Raw genomic sequence first — 16036 nt, 5'->3', positions numbered from 1 at the left:
ATTCGAAAGATCTGCGCCGTGGTTCCTGGCTGCAGGTATGAAGGTAGTTGCAGGGGCTGTGCCAGTTTTTCCGCTTCGCTTGATTCCTTTAAAAACAATGACTTACGAAAACATTTATCTTGTTGGTGTCGTGCAATTTGCAAGCCCGGCGAAAAACCTGCATGCAAGATGCAAGTCCGACAGGTTTTTCTGCGCACATAAAAAAAGGACCTCGGAAGAGGTCCTTTTCATCAGGGCCGATAAGGCTTAGACACCCGATGCCTTGGCAGCGGCGACGTCCTTGATCGACAGTTTGATACGGCCGCGGTTGTCCACGTCCAGTACCAGTACTTCGACTTCCTGACCTTCTTTCAGCACGTCGGTGACCTTCTCTACACGCGCATCGCTGAGCATGGAGATGTGCACCAGACCGTCCTTGCCAGGCAGGATGTTGACGAAGGCGCCGAAGTCGACGATACGCTCGACCTTGCCAACGTAGATCTTGCCGATCTCGGCTTCTGCGGTGATGCCCAGGATGCGCTGCTTGGCAGCATCTGCCGCTTCCTTGGTTTCGCCGAAGATCTTGATCGAGCCGTCGTCTTCGATGTCGATCGAGGCCTTGGTTTCTTCACAGATGGCGCGGATGGTGGCGCCGCCTTTACCGATGACGTCACGGATCTTGTCGGTGTCGATCTTCATCGCGATCATGGTCGGGGCGTTGGCCGACAGTTCGGTACGCGACTGACCGATGATCTGGTTCATCTGGCCGAGGATGTTCAGGCGCGCTTCCAGGGCCTGGCCCAGGGCGATCTCCATGATCTCTTCGGTGATGCCGTTGATCTTGATGTCCATCTGCAGCGCGGTCACGCCTTTGGCGGTACCGGCAACCTTGAAGTCCATGTCGCCCAGGTGGTCTTCATCCCCCAGGATGTCGGTCAGGATCGCGAATTTCTCGCCTTCCTTGACCAGGCCCATGGCGATACCGGCAACCGGCGCCTTCATTGGAACGCCAGCGTCCATCAGGGCCAGGGAAGCGCCGCAGACCGAAGCCATGGAGCTCGAACCGTTGGATTCGGTGATTTCCGAAACGACACGGATGGTGTACGGGAATACGTCGGGAGCAGGCAGCATGGCCTGGACCGAGCGACGTGCCAGACGGCCGTGACCGATTTCACGACGGCCAGCACCGCCCATGCGACCACACTCGCCTACCGAGAACGGCGGGAAGTTGTAGTGCAGCATGAAGGGGTCTTTCTTCTCGCCTTCGAGGGTGTCCAGCAGCTGGGCGTCACGGGCGGTGCCGAGGGTGGCAACGACCAGGGCCTGGGTTTCTCCACGGGTGAACAGCGCCGAACCGTGGGTCTTAGGCAGAACACCGACTTCGATGTTCAGCGGACGCACGGTCTTGGTGTCACGACCGTCGATACGCGGTTTGCCGTTGACGATGTTTTCGCGAACGGTGCGGTACTCGATTTCGCCGAAGATGTCTTTGACTTCGCTCGCCGATGGCTGGCCTTCTTCACCGGAGAACTTGGCGACGGCCTGGTCGCGCAGCTCGCCCAGGCGCGCGTAGCGGTCGGCCTTGACGGTGATGGTGTAGCCCTGGGATACGGCTTCACCGAACTCGGCGCGGATAGCGTCGAACAGTGCGGTGTTGGCGACGGCAGGTTTCCAGTCCCAGGTTGGCTTGCCGGCTTCGGCGGCCAGTTCCTTGACGGCCTGGATCACAGCCTGGAATTCGTCGTGGGCGAACAGCACGGCGCCCAGCATCTGGTCTTCGGTCAGCTCCTGGGCTTCCGATTCGACCATCAGTACGGCGTCGGAGGTACCGGCAACGACCATGTCCAGGCTCGAGGCAGCCAGTTGCTCGTAGGTCGGGTTCAGCAGGTAGCCGGTGCTTTCGTGGAAGGCAACGCGGGCAGCGCCGATCGGGCCTTCGAACGGAATGCCGGAGATGGCCAGGGCAGCCGAGGTACCGATCATCGCAGCGATGTCCGGATCGGTCTTCTTGCTGGTGGAAACCACGGTGCAGACGACCTGCACTTCGTTCATGAAGCCTTCGGGGAAGAGCGGGCGGATCGGACGGTCGATCAGACGCGAGGTCAGGGTTTCTTTCTCGGAAGGACGGCCTTCACGCTTGAAGAAACCGCCAGGGATCTTGCCAGCGGCGTAGGTCTTTTCCTGATAGTGCACGGACAGCGGGAAGAAGCCCTTGCCTGGATCAGCTTGCTTGGCACCGACCACGGTCACCAGCACGGTGACATCGTTGTCGACGGTGACCAGCACGGCGCCGGTGGCCTGACGGGCAATGCGGCCCGTTTCGAGAGTGACGGTCGATTGACCGAACTGGAACGTCTTGATTACCGGGTTCACGGTTTCCTACCTTTTCAGTGGCTCTTGGGGGAACTGGGAAAACTGGGATCTTGCGAATTCTTGGGCGGAAGGGAGTGTCGACTCCGTTGACCGTCCAGATACAACACGAGGCTGGGAGCCTGGGCGTCTTGCGAAAAAATCGCTCGACGGCATCAGGCTGCCAACCTCGGAGATACGCGTGGCGTGTCCAAGGGTAGCGCTGACAAGCAGCGCTCCCCAAGCATGCGACACGCCATGCACACCACTGCCAGGCCGCTATTAGCGACGCAGGCCCAGGCGACCGATCAGGGCGCTGTAACGAGTGGTGTCTTTGCCCTTCAGGTAATCCAGCAGCTTACGACGCTGGTTGACCATACGGATCAGACCACGACGGGAGTGGTGGTCTTTTTCGTTGGCCTTGAAGTGGCCTTGCAGCTTGTTGATGTTGGCGGTCAGCAGAGCAACCTGCACTTCCGGGCTACCGGTATCGCCGGCGGCTTGCTGGTAATCGGCAACGATCTGAGCTTTTTCTTCAACGCTGAGGGCCATTTGGCTTCTCCTGATAAACGGATCCCGCAAGCGGGGTCCAATAGGCCAGGGACTGAAATCCCTGTATTAATAAAAAGAGGTCTGACCGTGCCTACTGACAGCCATCCTCGGTTCCACAGCGCATGACCGAAGCCCTGCCCTGTGGTTTCGGTCATTCCGACCGAATCAGTCGACGCGGCGCAATGCGCCCGTCTTCGCTCACTTCACCGATACCGATGAAGCGGCCATTGTGATCCTGTACCCGGACCATGCCGAACTGCGGCGCGTCCGGTGCTCGCACTGCCTGACCGTGCAGCCAGTAGAACGCGCTGTGCTCGGACAACAGCACCAGCGGCCAGTCCTGCAGCCCGCTGTCGGACGGCATGAGGAAGCGATCGAGTGCTTCGTTGCCACCTTCGGCATGCGCCTGCTCGAGCTCCTCGAGCGTCACGGTCTGTGCCAGGGCGAAAGGCCCGGCCTGGGTGCGACGCAGTTCTGCGACATAGGCACCACAGCCCAGCACCTCACCAATATCCTCGACCAACGTGCGGATATAGGTGCCTTTGCTGCAGCCGACCGAGAGGCGCGCACGGGTGCCTTCGCACTCGAGCAACTCCAAGCGGTTAATAGTAACAGAACGCGCCTCGCGCTCCACTACCTCTCCTGCACGCGCCAATTTGTAAAGCGGCTGGCCGTCACGCTTGAGCGCCGAGTACATCGGCGGCACCTGGCGGATCTCACCGCGAAAACGCGGGATCGCGGCTTCGATATCGGCGCGACCAACGGTCACCTCGCGAGTCTGCAGCACCTCGCCTTCGGCGTCCGCTGTGCTGGTAGTCTGCCCCAGCTGCATGACGGTTTCGTAGCCCTTGTCGGAATCGAGCAGGTACTGCGAAAACTTGGTCGCCTCACCAAAGCACAGCGGCAACACACCGGTGGCCAGTGGGTCGAGGCTGCCGGTATGGCCGGCCTTTTCTGCATTGAGCAGCCAGCGGACTTTCTGCAAGGCTGCATTGGAGGTGAACCCCAAGGGCTTGTCGAGCAGGATGATACCACTGACGTTACGACGGATACGTTTGACCTGGGCCACCGCTTACTCCTTGGTGTCCAGCTCGTCAGCATCCTTGTGCAGGCGATCTTCGGCCACCGCACGCTCGATCAGTGCCGAGAGATGAACACCCCGGCTGACACTTTCATCGAAGTGGAAATGCAGTTGTGGAACACTGCGCAGTTGCATCGCCCGGCCGAGGTGCAGGCGCAGGAAACTGGCGGCACTGTTGAGCGCCTTGAGGGTCTGGGGCACTGCGTCGGCGTCGTCCTGGCCCATCACGGTGATGAAGACCTTGGCGTGGCCAAGATCACGGCTGACGTCGACCGCGGTGATGGTCACCAGGCCCACGCGTGGATCCTTGACTTCACGGCGGATCAGCTCGGCCAGCTCGCGCTGCATCTGATCGCCGATGCGTTGGGTACGGCTATATTCTTTTGCCATTTTTGCTACCTGTATCTTAAAGCGGCAAACGCCCGGTCAGGCGGGTGTGCCTGACCGGGCGTTACCTTCAGAGGCCCAGCCAGCCGCCTTGCGACGGGGCCTGGGCCGCGCCCATCCCTTACAGGGTACGGGCAACCTGGACTTTCTCGAAGACTTCGATCTTGTCGCCGACTTTGACGTCGTTGTAGCTCTTCACGCCGATACCGCACTCCATGCCGTTACGCACTTCGGCGGCGTCGTCCTTGAAGCGACGCAGCGATTCCAGCTCGCCTTCGAAGATCACGACGTCCTCGCGCAGTACGCGGATCGGACGGTTGCGGTACACGGTACCTTCGATGACCATACAGCCAGCGATGGCGCCGAACTTCGGCGAACGGAACACATCACGCACTTCGGCGACACCCAGGATGTTCTCGCGAACATCGCTGCCGAGCATGCCGGTCAGTGCTTTCTTGACGTCTTCGATGATGTCGTAGATCACGTTGTAGTAACGCATATCCAGACCTTCCTGCTCGACGATCTTGCGCGCACCGGCATCGGCACGCACGTTGAAGCCGAACAGTACTGCATTCGAAGCCAGCGCCAGGTTGGCATCGCTCTCGGTGATACCACCGACGCCGCCACCGATGACGCGTACCTGAACTTCGTCGTTGCCCAGGCCGCCGAGCGAGCCCTGGAGTGCTTCCAGAGAGCCGCGCACGTCGGTCTTGAGGACGATGTTGAGGGTCTTCTTCTCTTCCTGACCCATGGTCTCGAAGATGTTTTCCAGCTTGCCGGCGTGAGCACGGGCCAGCTTGACCTCGCGGTACTTGCCTTGACGGAACAGCGCGACTTCACGTGCCTTCTTCTCGTCAGCGACCACGGACAGCTCGTCACCGGCTTCCGGAGTGCCATCCAGGCCGAGGATCTCGACCGGGATCGACGGGCCGGCTTCCTTCACAGGCTTGCCGTTCTCGTCGAGCATGGCACGTACGCGGCCATAGTTGGAGCCGACCAGAACCATGTCGCCCTGACGCAGCGTGCCGTCCTGAACCAGGATGGTGGCTACCGGACCACGGCCCTTGTCCAGACGCGACTCGACGACAACGCCACGACCAGGTGCGGTCGGGGTAGCGGTCAGTTCGAGAATCTCGGCCTGCAGCAGGACAGCTTCGAGCAGTTCGTCGACACCGGTGCCCATCTTCGCCGAAACCTTGACGAACGGAGTGTCACCACCCCAGTCCTCGGAGGTCACGCCTTCGACGGCCAGTTCGTTGCGGATGCGATCGAGGTCGGCACCCGGCTTGTCGATCTTGTTCACTGCGACCACCAGCGGAACACCAGCAGCTTTCGCGTGCTGAACCGCCTCACGGGTCTGTGGCATCACGCCGTCGTCCGCCGCCACCACCAGGATGACGATGTCGGTAGCCTTGGCACCACGGGCACGCATTTGCGTAAACGCAGCGTGGCCTGGGGTGTCGAGGAAGGTGACCATGCCGCGGTCGGTTTCCACGTGGTAGGCACCGATGTGCTGGGTGATACCACCGGCTTCGCCAGCGGCAACCTTGGCACGACGGATGTAGTCGAGCAGCGAAGTCTTGCCGTGGTCGACGTGGCCCATGACGGTCACGACCGGCGCACGGGACTCGACTTCACCTTCGAACTTCAGCGATTCGGCCAGGGAATCTTCCAGGGCGGTATCGCTGACCAGGGTGACCTTGTGGCCCAGCTCTTCGGCGACCAGTTGAGCGGTCTCCTGGTCGAGCACCTGGTTGATGGTGACCGGAGTACCCAGCTTGAACATGAACTTGACGACTTCGGCAGCCTTGACCGACATCTGCTGAGCCAGCTCGGAGACGGTGATGGTCTCGCCGATGCTGACGTCACGGATGACGGGGCCGGTCGGGCTCTGGAAGCCGTGCTGGTTACGCTTCTTCAGTTTGCTCTTGCCGCCACGGCCACGACGTGCGCCATCGCTCTCTTCGTCAGTGGTGCGCGGTGCAGCGCGCGGAGTCGGAGCCTTTTCCTTCTCCTTGACCTTGACCTTGATCGAAACGCGAGGGGCTTCACCGCGACGCTCACCACCGGCGCCACGACGGTCGTCGTCACGGGTGCGGTTTTCGTTGCGACGGTTTTCGTCCTTCTTGCGCTCGGCGGCACGTACAGCGGCGTCGTCGGACACCGGGGCGTCGGCCACGACAGGCTCGGCAGCAACCGGAGCCGGCTCGGCACGTGGAGCAGTCGCTGCAACCGGAGCTTCGGCGGCCTGACGGCGAGCCTGCTCTTCGTTGCGCTGGCGAGTCTCGGCCTCGACCTTCTCACGCGCAGCGTTTTCCGCAGCACGGCGCTCTTCAGCCTCACGCTTCTGCTCGGCCTGGATCTCTTCCGGGCTACGCTGTACGAATACTTTCTTCTTGCGTACTTCTACGCTGATGCTCTTGCTACCGGCGACACGCAGGGTGCTGGTGGTCTTGCGCTGCAAGGTAATCTTGCGTGGCTCTTCCGCCTTGCTCTTGTGGCTGCTTTTCAGATGAGTCAGCAGAACCTGCTTCTCATTGTCGGTCACTACCTGACCGGCGTCGGTGTGCGGCAGACCTGCCTCACGCATCTGCTGCAGCAGGCGCTCTACCGGTGCCTCGACCTCTTGGGCCAGTTCTTTCACCGTGACTTGCGTCATGCACTTCTCTCCTCAGGCCGCGCCTAATTACTCGAACCAGTGGGCTCGGGCGGCCATGATCAACTTGCCGGCACGCTCTTCGTCGATGCCGTCGATGTCGAGCAGGTCGTCGATCGACTGCTCGGCCAGGTCTTCGCGGTTAACCACGCCGCGCACCGCCAGTTCCGCCGCCAGATCCTTGTCCATGCCCTCGAGGGAGAGCAGGTCTTCGGCCGGATGGGCGTCTGCCAGTTTTTCTTCGGTAGCGATGGCTTTGGTCAACAAACGGTCCTTGGCACGAGCACGCAGCTCGTTGACGATTTCCTCGTCGAAGCCATCGATGTTGAGCATTTCTTCCAACGGTACGTAAGCAATTTCTTCGAGGCTGGTGAAGCCTTCGTCGACCAGCACCTGTGCCAGCTCTTCGTCGACTTCCAGTTCCTCGATGAAGTTACGCAGGATGTCACCTGTTTCGGCTTGCTGCTTGGCCTGGATGTCCTTCTCGGTCATCACGTTCAGGGTCCAGCCAGTCAGCTGACTGGCCAGGCGAACGTTCTGACCGCCACGGCCAATGGCCTGGGCCAGGTTGTCCTCGGCAACGGCGATGTCCATGGCATGGGCATCTTCATCGACGATGATCGCCGCGACTTCAGCCGGCGACATGGCGTTGATGACGAACTGCGCCGGGTTCTCGTCCCACAGGACGATATCCACACGCTCACCACCCAGTTCACCGGAGACAGCCTGAACGCGCGAACCACGCATGCCGATGCAGGCGCCTTGCGGGTCGATACGCTTGTCCTTGGAGCGCACGGCGATCTTGGCGCGCGAACCCGGATCACGGGACGCTGCCATCACCTCGATCAGGCCTTCGGCGATTTCCGGTACTTCGATGCGGAACAGCTCGATCAACATCTGCGGTGCGGTACGCGACAGGATCAGTTGCGGACCGCGGTTCTCGGTGCGAATTTCCTTGAGCAGGGCACGCAGGCGCACGCCAACACGGAAAGTCTCACGCGGGATGATGTCTTCGCGGGCCAACAGCGCCTCGGCGTTGTTGCCCAGGTCGACGATGACGTTGTCACGGGTGACTTTCTTGACGGTGCCGGAGATGATTTCGCCAACACGCTCGCGATAGGCATCGACCACCTGTGCGCGCTCGGCCTCACGGACCTTCTGCACGATGACCTGCTTGGCGGTCTGGGCGGCGATACGACCGAACTCGATCGACTCGATCTTCTCTTCGATCACATCACCGATCTTGGCTTCGGGGTGAGTGTCCTTGATCTTGTCCAGCCAGGTTTCGATCGCCGGATCGTCAAGGTCGTTTTCATCGACCACGGTCCAACGGCGGAACGTCTCGTAGCTACCGGTGTGGCGGTTGATTTCCACACGCAGGTCGACTTCGTCCTCAAAACGTTTTTTGGTTGCAGTGGCCAGGGCCACTTCCAGCGCTTCGAAAATGACGCCGGGCGGTACACCCTTTTCGTTGGATACCGATTCAACAACCAGCAGTACTTCTTTGCTCATCGTACGCCTCGCCTTGCGCAAGCCATTAGACCCGGAATGTCCGCCGGGCCCGGCACGTCTCAGTCAAAACTGGGAATAATATTGGCCTTGTCGATCGAGTCGATCGGCAGCAGGAATTCGTTGGAGTCCACCTGGACCACCACATCCTGATCCTCCACACCGCGGAGAAGGCCCTGGAAGTTGCGACGCCCCTCGAAGGGCGTACGCAGCTTGATCTTCACTTGTTCGCCGGCATGCGAAGCAAACTGTTCCAGAGTGAACAGCGGGCGATCCATGCCTGGAGAGGACACCTCGAGGGTGTATTCACTGCTGATCGGATCTTCCACATCAAGAATCGCACTGGCCTGACGGCTGACCGCTTCGCAGTCGTCCACCAGGATCCCGTCTTCCTTGTCGATGTAGATGCGCAGTACCGAATGCTTACCCTGGGAAACGTATTCGATCCCCCAGCACTGATAGCCCAGACCCTCGACAACCGGGGCCAACAAGGCCTGCAACTGTTCTAGCTTGCTCGACACCTGAACCCCCTCGTGCATGCTGTGCAAATAAAAAATGGGCGAAGCGCCCATCCCTGAAAGCGCCGTTGAACAACGACGCGAAGAACTGTTCAGCTAGCAAAAAGCCCCTGAAAAGGGGCTCCGCTGAAGCTGGTTGCGGGGGCTGGATTTGAACCAACGACCTTCGGGTTATGAGCCCGACGAGCTACCAAGCTGCTCCACCCCGCGACAAAGCTGGGGCGAAAGTATAAGACCGAACCCTCTGCAGGGTCAATCCGACCTCCACCTGCAAGAAAGCCCGCTAAAGCGGGCTCTCATGCTTCAATTGGTACCGAGAAGGGGACTCGAACCCCTACACCCTATGGGCACAACCACCTCAAGGTTGCGTGTCTACCAATTCCACCACCTCGGCAATATTACATCTTGAAACCCGTTACTTCTGCTCTTCGGTAGGAGGAGGGACATCACCTTTTGGGGCGGCTTCACTCTTCTGTTCCTGGAGCACCGGTACATCATCATTTACTGCCGGCTTTTGCTCTTTGACTTCCAGCACCGCTGGATCTGGCAAACCGGCTTGAGTCAGCTGGTGTGCCTGCTGCTTGGCGAAGTATCCTAACCCAAGTGCAGTCAAAAAGAAAGTGGCAGCAAGTATAGCAGTAAATTTACTCAGGAAGGTAGCAGAACCTTGGCTTCCGAACACAGTATTTGAAGCACCTGCGCCGAAAGATGCACCTGCTTCCGCACCTTTACCCTGTTGCATCAGAACCAGCGCTACCAGCGCCAGCGCAGCCAACAGATGAAAAACAACTACGACTGTTTCCAGCATATGTTCAGTTTCCTGCGGCGCGACAAATTGCACCGAATTCGTCTGCGTTCAGGGATGCTCCACCAATGAGCCCCCCATCAATATCCGGCATGCCGAACAGTTCGGCCGCATTGGCCGCCTTCACGCTACCGCCGTAGAGAAGTTGCACATTCGCTGCAACTTCGGCGTCCTGCGCCGCCAGCTGAGCACGGATGGCAGCATGCACATCCTGAGCTTGCTGAGGCGAGGCCGTCAAACCAGTACCAATGGCCCATACAGGCTCATAGGCAATTACTGCATTGGCAAAAGCACTGATACCGAATGCATCGATAACACTGCTTAGTTGACGCCCTACAACTTCGAGCGTCTTGCCAGCCTCGCGCTCCTCGAGGGTTTCCCCTACGCAAAGCACCGGCTTCAAACCACTTGCCTGTGCAGCTGCAAACTTGCGATTCAGCACTTTGTCCGACTCACCAATGATCTGGCGGCGTTCCGAGTGACCAATCAAGACCAACTTGCAACCGACGTCGGCCAACTGACTGGGTGCAACTTCACCCGTCAGCGCACCCTGCTCGGGCTGTACTGCAGAATTCTGTGCTCCAACGATGATTCCTTTGTCCTTCAGCGCATCAACAACTTGATTGATGAACAGCGACGGTGGAAACACCGCAACTTCGACACTACTCGGAAGAGCCAGATTACTCAGGCTCAGGCTCAGCTCAGCGACGCTGGCGCGGGTACCGTGCATCTTCCAGTTACCAGCTACCATGGGGCGACGCATGCTCTACCTCGTCGGTCAAAGTGGGCGCAGATCTTACCCAACCAGAATCACGCTGGCAAGCATCTTTCAGGCACAAACTTCTGCAACGACCTTGGCCAAGGCTTCGGCGTGGCTGCGCACCTGATTTTCGTCGTCACCCTCGACCATCACCCGCAGCAGCGGTTCGGTCCCGGACTTGCGCAGCAACACACGACCACGACCTGCCATTGCCTCGGTCACCTTGGCACTGGCTTCCTGCACGGCTGGGTTTTCCAGCGGATCGGCGCTGCCGGCGGCATACCGGACATTGATCAGTACCTGCGGGCATTTGCGAATTGCCTGACGGGCCTGGGCAAGATTTTCGCCACGACGTTTGAGCGCCATCAGCACCTGCAGCGCCGCAATGATCGCATCGCCTGTGGTGGTGTGGTTGCAGCACACCACATGGCCGGAGTTCTCGCCACCAAGCTGCCATTCGCGCTCAAGCAGCTCGGCCATGACATAGCGATCACCGACCTTGGCGCGTGCGAACGGAATATCGAGGTCCTTCAACGCCAGCTCCAGACCCAGGTTACTCATGAGCGTGCCAACCACCCCACCCTGCAGCTTGCCACGCTCCTGCAGGTCACGGGCAATGATGAACAGCAGTTCGTCACCGTCGACGATGGCCCCGGTGTGATCGACCATCAGCACCCGATCGCCATCGCCATCGAAGGCGATACCCAGATCGGCATGCCCCACCAGCACGGCCGCCTGCAGCGACTCGATATGCGTAGAACCACAGCCCTCGTTGATGTTCAAACCGTCAGGCTGGGCGTGCAGCACGGTGACATCGGCGCCCAGCTCGCGGAACACGCTGGGAGCGACCTTGTAGGTGGCGCCATGTGCGCAATCGACGACCAGCTTGAGGCCTGCAAAATCAGTGCTGCTGGGCACGCTGCTCTTGCAGAACTCGATGTAACGGCCCGCGGCGTCATTGATTCGAGAAACCTTGCCCAACTTGCTCGACTCAACCACGCTCATCTGTTGATCGAGCAGTTCCTCGATCATCAACTCGACCTCGTCTGGCAGCTTGGTACCGTTACCCGAGAAGAACTTGATGCCATTGTCATCATGCGGATTGTGCGAAGCACTGATGACGATACCCGCTTCGGCATGGAAGGTGCGGGTCAGGTAGGCGATGGCCGGGGTCGGCATGGGCCCGAGAAGCATCACGTCGGCACCGGCGGCCGAGAGGCCGGCCTCCAACGCAGACTCGAACATGTAGCCGGAGATACGGGTATCCTTGCCCACCAGAACGCGGCAGTTGCCCTGCTTGCGGAAGGCCATGCCTGCCGCCCAGCCGAGTTTCAGCATGAAGTCGGGAGTGATCGGATATTCGCCAACGCGGCCACGGATACCATCGGTACCAAAGTATTTTCTGCTCATAGAAACTCCAAACGTTCTTATTCGGCGCTCTGTACCGCAGCGATCATGCGCACCACGTCGACAGTCTCGGCCACATCATGCACGCGCAGAATGCTCGTTCCCATGGTCATGGCCAATGCCGCGAGCGCGAGACTGCCGTACAGCCGCTCGCCGACCGGACGATCCAGCGCCTGGCCGATCATGCTCTTGCGCGAGACGCCCACCAGCAGCGGCCGCCCAAGGCGGTTGAGTACTTCCATATGCTTGAACAGGCTCAGGTTGTGCGCCAGGTTCTTGGCGAACCCGAAACCCGGATCAAGAATGATTCGTTCTGCACCGATGCCAACTGCCGCGCAGGCAGCCATGCGCCGTTCCAGATAGCTAGCCACCTCCTCGGTGACATCGTCATATCGTGGATTGTCCTGCATGTTACCCGGCTCACCACGCATGTGCATCAGGCATACCGGCAGGCCGGTGTCCGCTGCAGCGTCCAGCGCGCCATCGCGTTCCAGGGCGCGCACATCGTTGATCAGCCCGGCACCGAGCCGAGCCGTCTCGCGCATCACCGCAGGCGTAGAGGTATCGACAGAGATGATGACATCGAGGCGACTGCTGATCGCCTCGACGATCGGCGCGACCCGCTCCAGCTCCTCGACGGGCGACACTGCGCGAGCACCGGGGCGGGTGGACTCGCCACCAACGTCGATAAGCGTGGCACCCGCCGCGACCATGGCCTCGGCATGGCGCAGGGCCTCGTCACGGCGATTGAAGCGACCGCCGTCGGAGAATGAGTCAGGGGTGACATTGAGAATACCCATGACATGGGTACGGGACAAATCAAGAACCCGGTTGCCGCAAGGCAACCGGGTCGGGTACTGCTGATAGGTCATATGAACCCTTAGTGTTGAGCCGCCGGACCACCGATCGGCGACTCGGGGCGATCGCCCTGGGAGGCCTGGTTGCCGGAGGTGCCGGCATCGTTGTCCCAGTCGCGCGGCTCGCGCGGCGTGCGGCCCGCCATGATGTCGTCGATCTGGTCGGCATCGATGGTTTCGTACTTCATCAGGGCCTCGGCCATCGCGTCAAGCTTGTCGCGGTTGTCGGTGAGAATCTGCTTGGCAGTGGCATAGCACTGATCGATGATGCTGCGCACTTCGGAATCGATCAGCTTGGCAGTCTCACCGGAGACGCTGGCGTGCTGGCTGCCAGCACTGCGACCGAGGAACACCTCGCCCTCTTCTTCGGCGTACATCAACGGACCGAGCTTCTCGGACAGGCCCCACTTGGTGACCATGTTCCGTGCGATCTGGCTGGCACGCATGATGTCATTGGACGCACCCGTGGTGACGCCGTCGAAGCCCAGGGTCATCTCCTCGGCGATACGGCCGCCGTACAGCGAGCAGATCTGGCTGATCAGCGCGCGCTTGGAGAGGCTGTAACGGTCTTCCTCGGGCAGGAACATGGTCACACCCAACGCACGACCGCGCGGAATGATCGAAACCTTGTACACCGGGTCGTGCTCAGGCACGACACGACCAACGATAGCGTGACCCGCTTCGTGGTAGGCCGTGTTCTGCTTCTCTTTCTCGGACATGACCATGGTCTTGCGCTCGGCGCCCATCATGATCTTGTCCTTGGCCAGTTCGAACTCCTTCATCTCGACCAGGCGCTTGCTGGCACGAGCAGCGAACAGCGACGCCTCGTTGACCAGGTTGGCAAGGTCGGCACCGGAGAAGCCTGGGGTACCACGGGCAATGACGGCGGCATTGACGTTCTCGCCGACCGGCACCTTGCGCATGTGCACCTTGAGGATCTGCTCACGACCACGGATATCCGGCAGGCCGACCACCACCTGGCGGTCGAAGCGACCGGGACGCAGCAGCGCCGGGTCGAGCACGTCAGGTCGGTTGGTGGCAGCGATGACGATGATGCCATCGTTCATCTCGAAGCCATCCATCTCGACCAGCAACTGGTTCAGGGTCTGCTCGCGTTCGTCGTGACCACCACCCATGCCGGCGCCACGGTGGCGACCGACGGCGTCGATCTCATCGATGAAGATGATGCACGGCGCGTGTTTCTTCGCCTGCTCGAACATGTCACGGACACGGCTGGCACCGACACCGACGAACATTTCGACGAAATCGGAACCGGAAATGGTGAAGAACGGCACTTTCGCTTCACCGGCGATGGCCTTGGCCAGCAAGGTCTTACCGGTACCGGGCGGGCCAACCATCAGCACGCCACGCGGGATACGACCACCCAGGCGCTGGAACTTGCCCGGGTCACGCAGGAATTCGACCAGTTCGCCGACTTCTTCTTTGGCTTCATCGCAACCGGCGACATCGGCCAGTGTGGTTTTCACCTGGTCTTCGGAGAGCAGGCGCGCCTTGCTCTTGCCGAAGCTCATCGGCCCGCCCTTGCCACCTGCACCGCCTTGCATCTGGCGCATGAAGAACATGAACACGGCGATGATCACGAGGATGGGGAAGCTGGCAACGAGCAACTGGGTCCAGATGCTCTGCTGTTCGGGTTGCTTGCCTTCGATCACGACGTGATTGTCGACCAGATCACCGATCAGGCCGTTATCGGCGATGGCCGGACGAACGGTCTTGAAGTTGTCGCCATCGGTACGCTTGCCGGTGATGACGGCGCCGTCGACGGTCACGCGCTCGACCTTACCGTCCTTGACCTGCTGGATGAAGTCGGAATAGTTGAGGGTCTGCGGCTCGTTAGGGCTGGAGAAGTTGTTCATCACCGTCACGAGGACAGCCGCGATGATCAACCACAGGATCAGATTCTTTGCCATGTCGTTCAATTAGCTACCCTCTGAGGTCGGCGCACGACGCAGCCGTGCCTCGCATGATATTCACCGCCCTAACTTACTACATTACCTGCGCATCCGCAGGCACCGTCTGTAACCCTTTGTGAAACCTAGACTACACGAAGTTCGGACGATCCAGAGGCCGCGGCCGATTGGAAATAACTATCGGCACCCCGCCCTTCCACAGTCACTCGCCCTTGTACCCCCTGGCCAGCAAGTACTGTTCACGGGAGCGATCCCGAGAGGACGACGGCTTGCGCATCTGCACCTTGTCGAACTTGCTGCGCACATCCTTGAGGTACACATCGAAGCCTTCTCCCTGGAAAATCTTGATCAGGAAGTCGCCGCCGGGCTTGAGCACACGGGTTGCCAGGTCCAGGGCGAGCTCGCAGAGGAACATGGCGCGCGGCATGTCCACAGCGGGCGTACCACTCATATTGGGGGCCATATCGGAAATCACAAGGTCCACATGTGAATCGCCGACCGCCTGGAGAATCTGCTCGAGCACCGAGTCCTGGGTGAAATCGCCCTGGATGAAGGTCACGTCAGGGATCGAGTCCATTTCCAGGATATCGGAGGCAATCAGACGCCCTTGCCCACCAATCAGACGACTGGTCACCTGCGACCAGCCGCCCGGTGCTGCGCCAAGGTCGATCACGCTCATGCCGGGGCGGATGAGGCGGTCCTTTTCCTGGATCTCCAGCAGTTTGTAGCTCGCACGCGAGCGGTAGCCATCCTTCTGCGCCTGCTTGACGAAAGGATCGTTGAAATGCTCTCTCAGCCAGTTATGGCTGCTTTTGGAACGCTGCGCCACGGGGCACCTCGATGATTAGCGTCGTGATTGACTGGGCGGAGCCAGTGGCCCTCGGGTAAAATGGCCACCAATTTTACAGAATCAGACGAAAAGGGTCAGATTATGCCGCTCAATAACGAGCAGAAGAAACAGTACAAGTCTATTGGTCACGACCTGAAACCGGTCCTGATCGTTGCCGGTAACGGCCTGAATGAAGGCGTGATCGCCGAACTGGAGCGTGCGCTGGCCGATCACGAGCTGATCAAGGTCGAAATTCGCTCGGACGATCGTGAAGAGCGCGCCGCCGCTATCGCTGAACTGTGCAAGGCGGGCCGTGCCGAGCTGGTACAGACCATTGGCAAGAAGGCACTGATCTATCGCAAGAACCCACAGCCGAACAAGCAGCTGTCCAACATCCACCGCTACAAGTAAGGGTG

At 60.1% G+C, this 16036-nt stretch carries 14 protein-coding genes and 2 tRNA genes; 1 reads left to right on the top strand and 15 read right to left on the bottom strand.

The annotated features are described in order from the left end of the window. Positions 1–246: 246 nt before the first annotated feature. From pnp to rlmE, 15 genes are all read right to left on the bottom strand, one after another. Positions 247–2352, bottom strand: coding sequence for a polyribonucleotide nucleotidyltransferase (pnp, locus tag AC2CGW_RS19435; RefSeq protein ID WP_186669414.1), 2106 nt, complete (start codon positions 2350–2352; stop codon positions 247–249). A 258-nt stretch (positions 2353–2610) separates the two neighbouring features. Next, a complete protein-coding gene (gene rpsO, locus AC2CGW_RS19430; protein WP_029613930.1) occupies positions 2611–2880 on the bottom strand; it encodes a 30S ribosomal protein S15 in 270 nt (89 codons plus the stop codon). A 151-nt stretch (positions 2881–3031) separates the two neighbouring features. Next, a complete protein-coding gene (truB, locus tag AC2CGW_RS19425; protein WP_065861581.1) occupies positions 3032–3949 on the bottom strand; it encodes a tRNA pseudouridine(55) synthase TruB in 918 nt (305 codons plus the stop codon). A 3-nt stretch (positions 3950–3952) separates the two neighbouring features. Further along, positions 3953–4351 (bottom strand): 30S ribosome-binding factor RbfA, encoded by a 399-nt coding sequence (gene rbfA / locus AC2CGW_RS19420; protein ID WP_054892610.1) that lies wholly within the window; start codon positions 4349–4351, stop codon positions 3953–3955. Between the two features lie 118 nt (positions 4352–4469). Beyond that, positions 4470–7007, bottom strand: coding sequence for a translation initiation factor IF-2 (infB, locus tag AC2CGW_RS19415; RefSeq protein WP_186669413.1), 2538 nt, complete (start codon positions 7005–7007; stop codon positions 4470–4472). A 27-nt stretch (positions 7008–7034) separates the two neighbouring features. After that, complete coding sequence (nusA, locus tag AC2CGW_RS19410) at positions 7035–8516, bottom strand: transcription termination factor NusA (RefSeq protein ID WP_186669412.1); 1482 nt, start codon at positions 8514–8516, stop codon at positions 7035–7037. Between the two features lie 59 nt (positions 8517–8575). Beyond that, a complete protein-coding gene (gene rimP / locus AC2CGW_RS19405; RefSeq protein ID WP_186669410.1) occupies positions 8576–9034 on the bottom strand; it encodes a ribosome maturation factor RimP in 459 nt (152 codons plus the stop codon). A 130-nt stretch (positions 9035–9164) separates the two neighbouring features. Then, a tRNA-Met gene (locus AC2CGW_RS19400) sits at positions 9165–9241 on the bottom strand. Between the two features lie 98 nt (positions 9242–9339). After that, positions 9340–9425 (bottom strand) — tRNA-Leu (locus AC2CGW_RS19395). Between the two features lie 21 nt (positions 9426–9446). Continuing rightward, positions 9447–9839 carry a preprotein translocase subunit SecG gene (gene secG / locus AC2CGW_RS19390; protein ID WP_054892613.1) on the bottom strand — a complete coding sequence of 131 codons (393 nt, stop codon included), beginning with the start codon at positions 9837–9839 and terminating at the stop codon, positions 9447–9449. Positions 9840–9843: 4 nt separating this feature from the next. Further along, positions 9844–10599: a triose-phosphate isomerase gene (gene tpiA, locus AC2CGW_RS19385; RefSeq protein WP_484574458.1), complete on the bottom strand. Its 756-nt coding sequence runs from the start codon at positions 10597–10599 to the stop codon at positions 9844–9846. A gap of 66 nt (positions 10600–10665) precedes the next feature. Beyond that, positions 10666–12006, bottom strand: a complete 1341-nt coding sequence (glmM, locus tag AC2CGW_RS19380) for a phosphoglucosamine mutase (RefSeq protein WP_186711621.1) — start codon at positions 12004–12006, stop codon at positions 10666–10668. 17 nt (positions 12007–12023) lie between these two features. Beyond that, complete coding sequence (gene folP, locus AC2CGW_RS19375) at positions 12024–12875, bottom strand: dihydropteroate synthase (RefSeq protein WP_484574457.1); 852 nt, start codon at positions 12873–12875, stop codon at positions 12024–12026. Between the two features lie 8 nt (positions 12876–12883). After that, positions 12884–14791, bottom strand: a complete 1908-nt coding sequence (gene ftsH / locus AC2CGW_RS19370; RefSeq protein WP_186669402.1) for an ATP-dependent zinc metalloprotease FtsH — start codon at positions 14789–14791, stop codon at positions 12884–12886. A gap of 202 nt (positions 14792–14993) precedes the next feature. Beyond that, a complete protein-coding gene (gene rlmE / locus AC2CGW_RS19365; protein WP_054892618.1) occupies positions 14994–15620 on the bottom strand; it encodes a 23S rRNA (uridine(2552)-2'-O)-methyltransferase RlmE in 627 nt (208 codons plus the stop codon). A gap of 102 nt (positions 15621–15722) precedes the next feature. Here rlmE and yhbY point away from each other — a divergent pair, with 102 nt between their 5' ends. Then, on the top strand, positions 15723–16031 hold the full coding sequence (gene yhbY, locus AC2CGW_RS19360) for a ribosome assembly RNA-binding protein YhbY (RefSeq protein ID WP_186669400.1): 309 nt from the start codon (positions 15723–15725) through the stop codon (positions 16029–16031). The last annotated feature ends 5 nt before the right edge of the window (positions 16032–16036 follow it).

Source organism: Pseudomonas sp. SYWMCR5, assembly GCF_057197165.1.
This window is presented reverse-complemented; position numbering and strand designations above follow the sequence as displayed.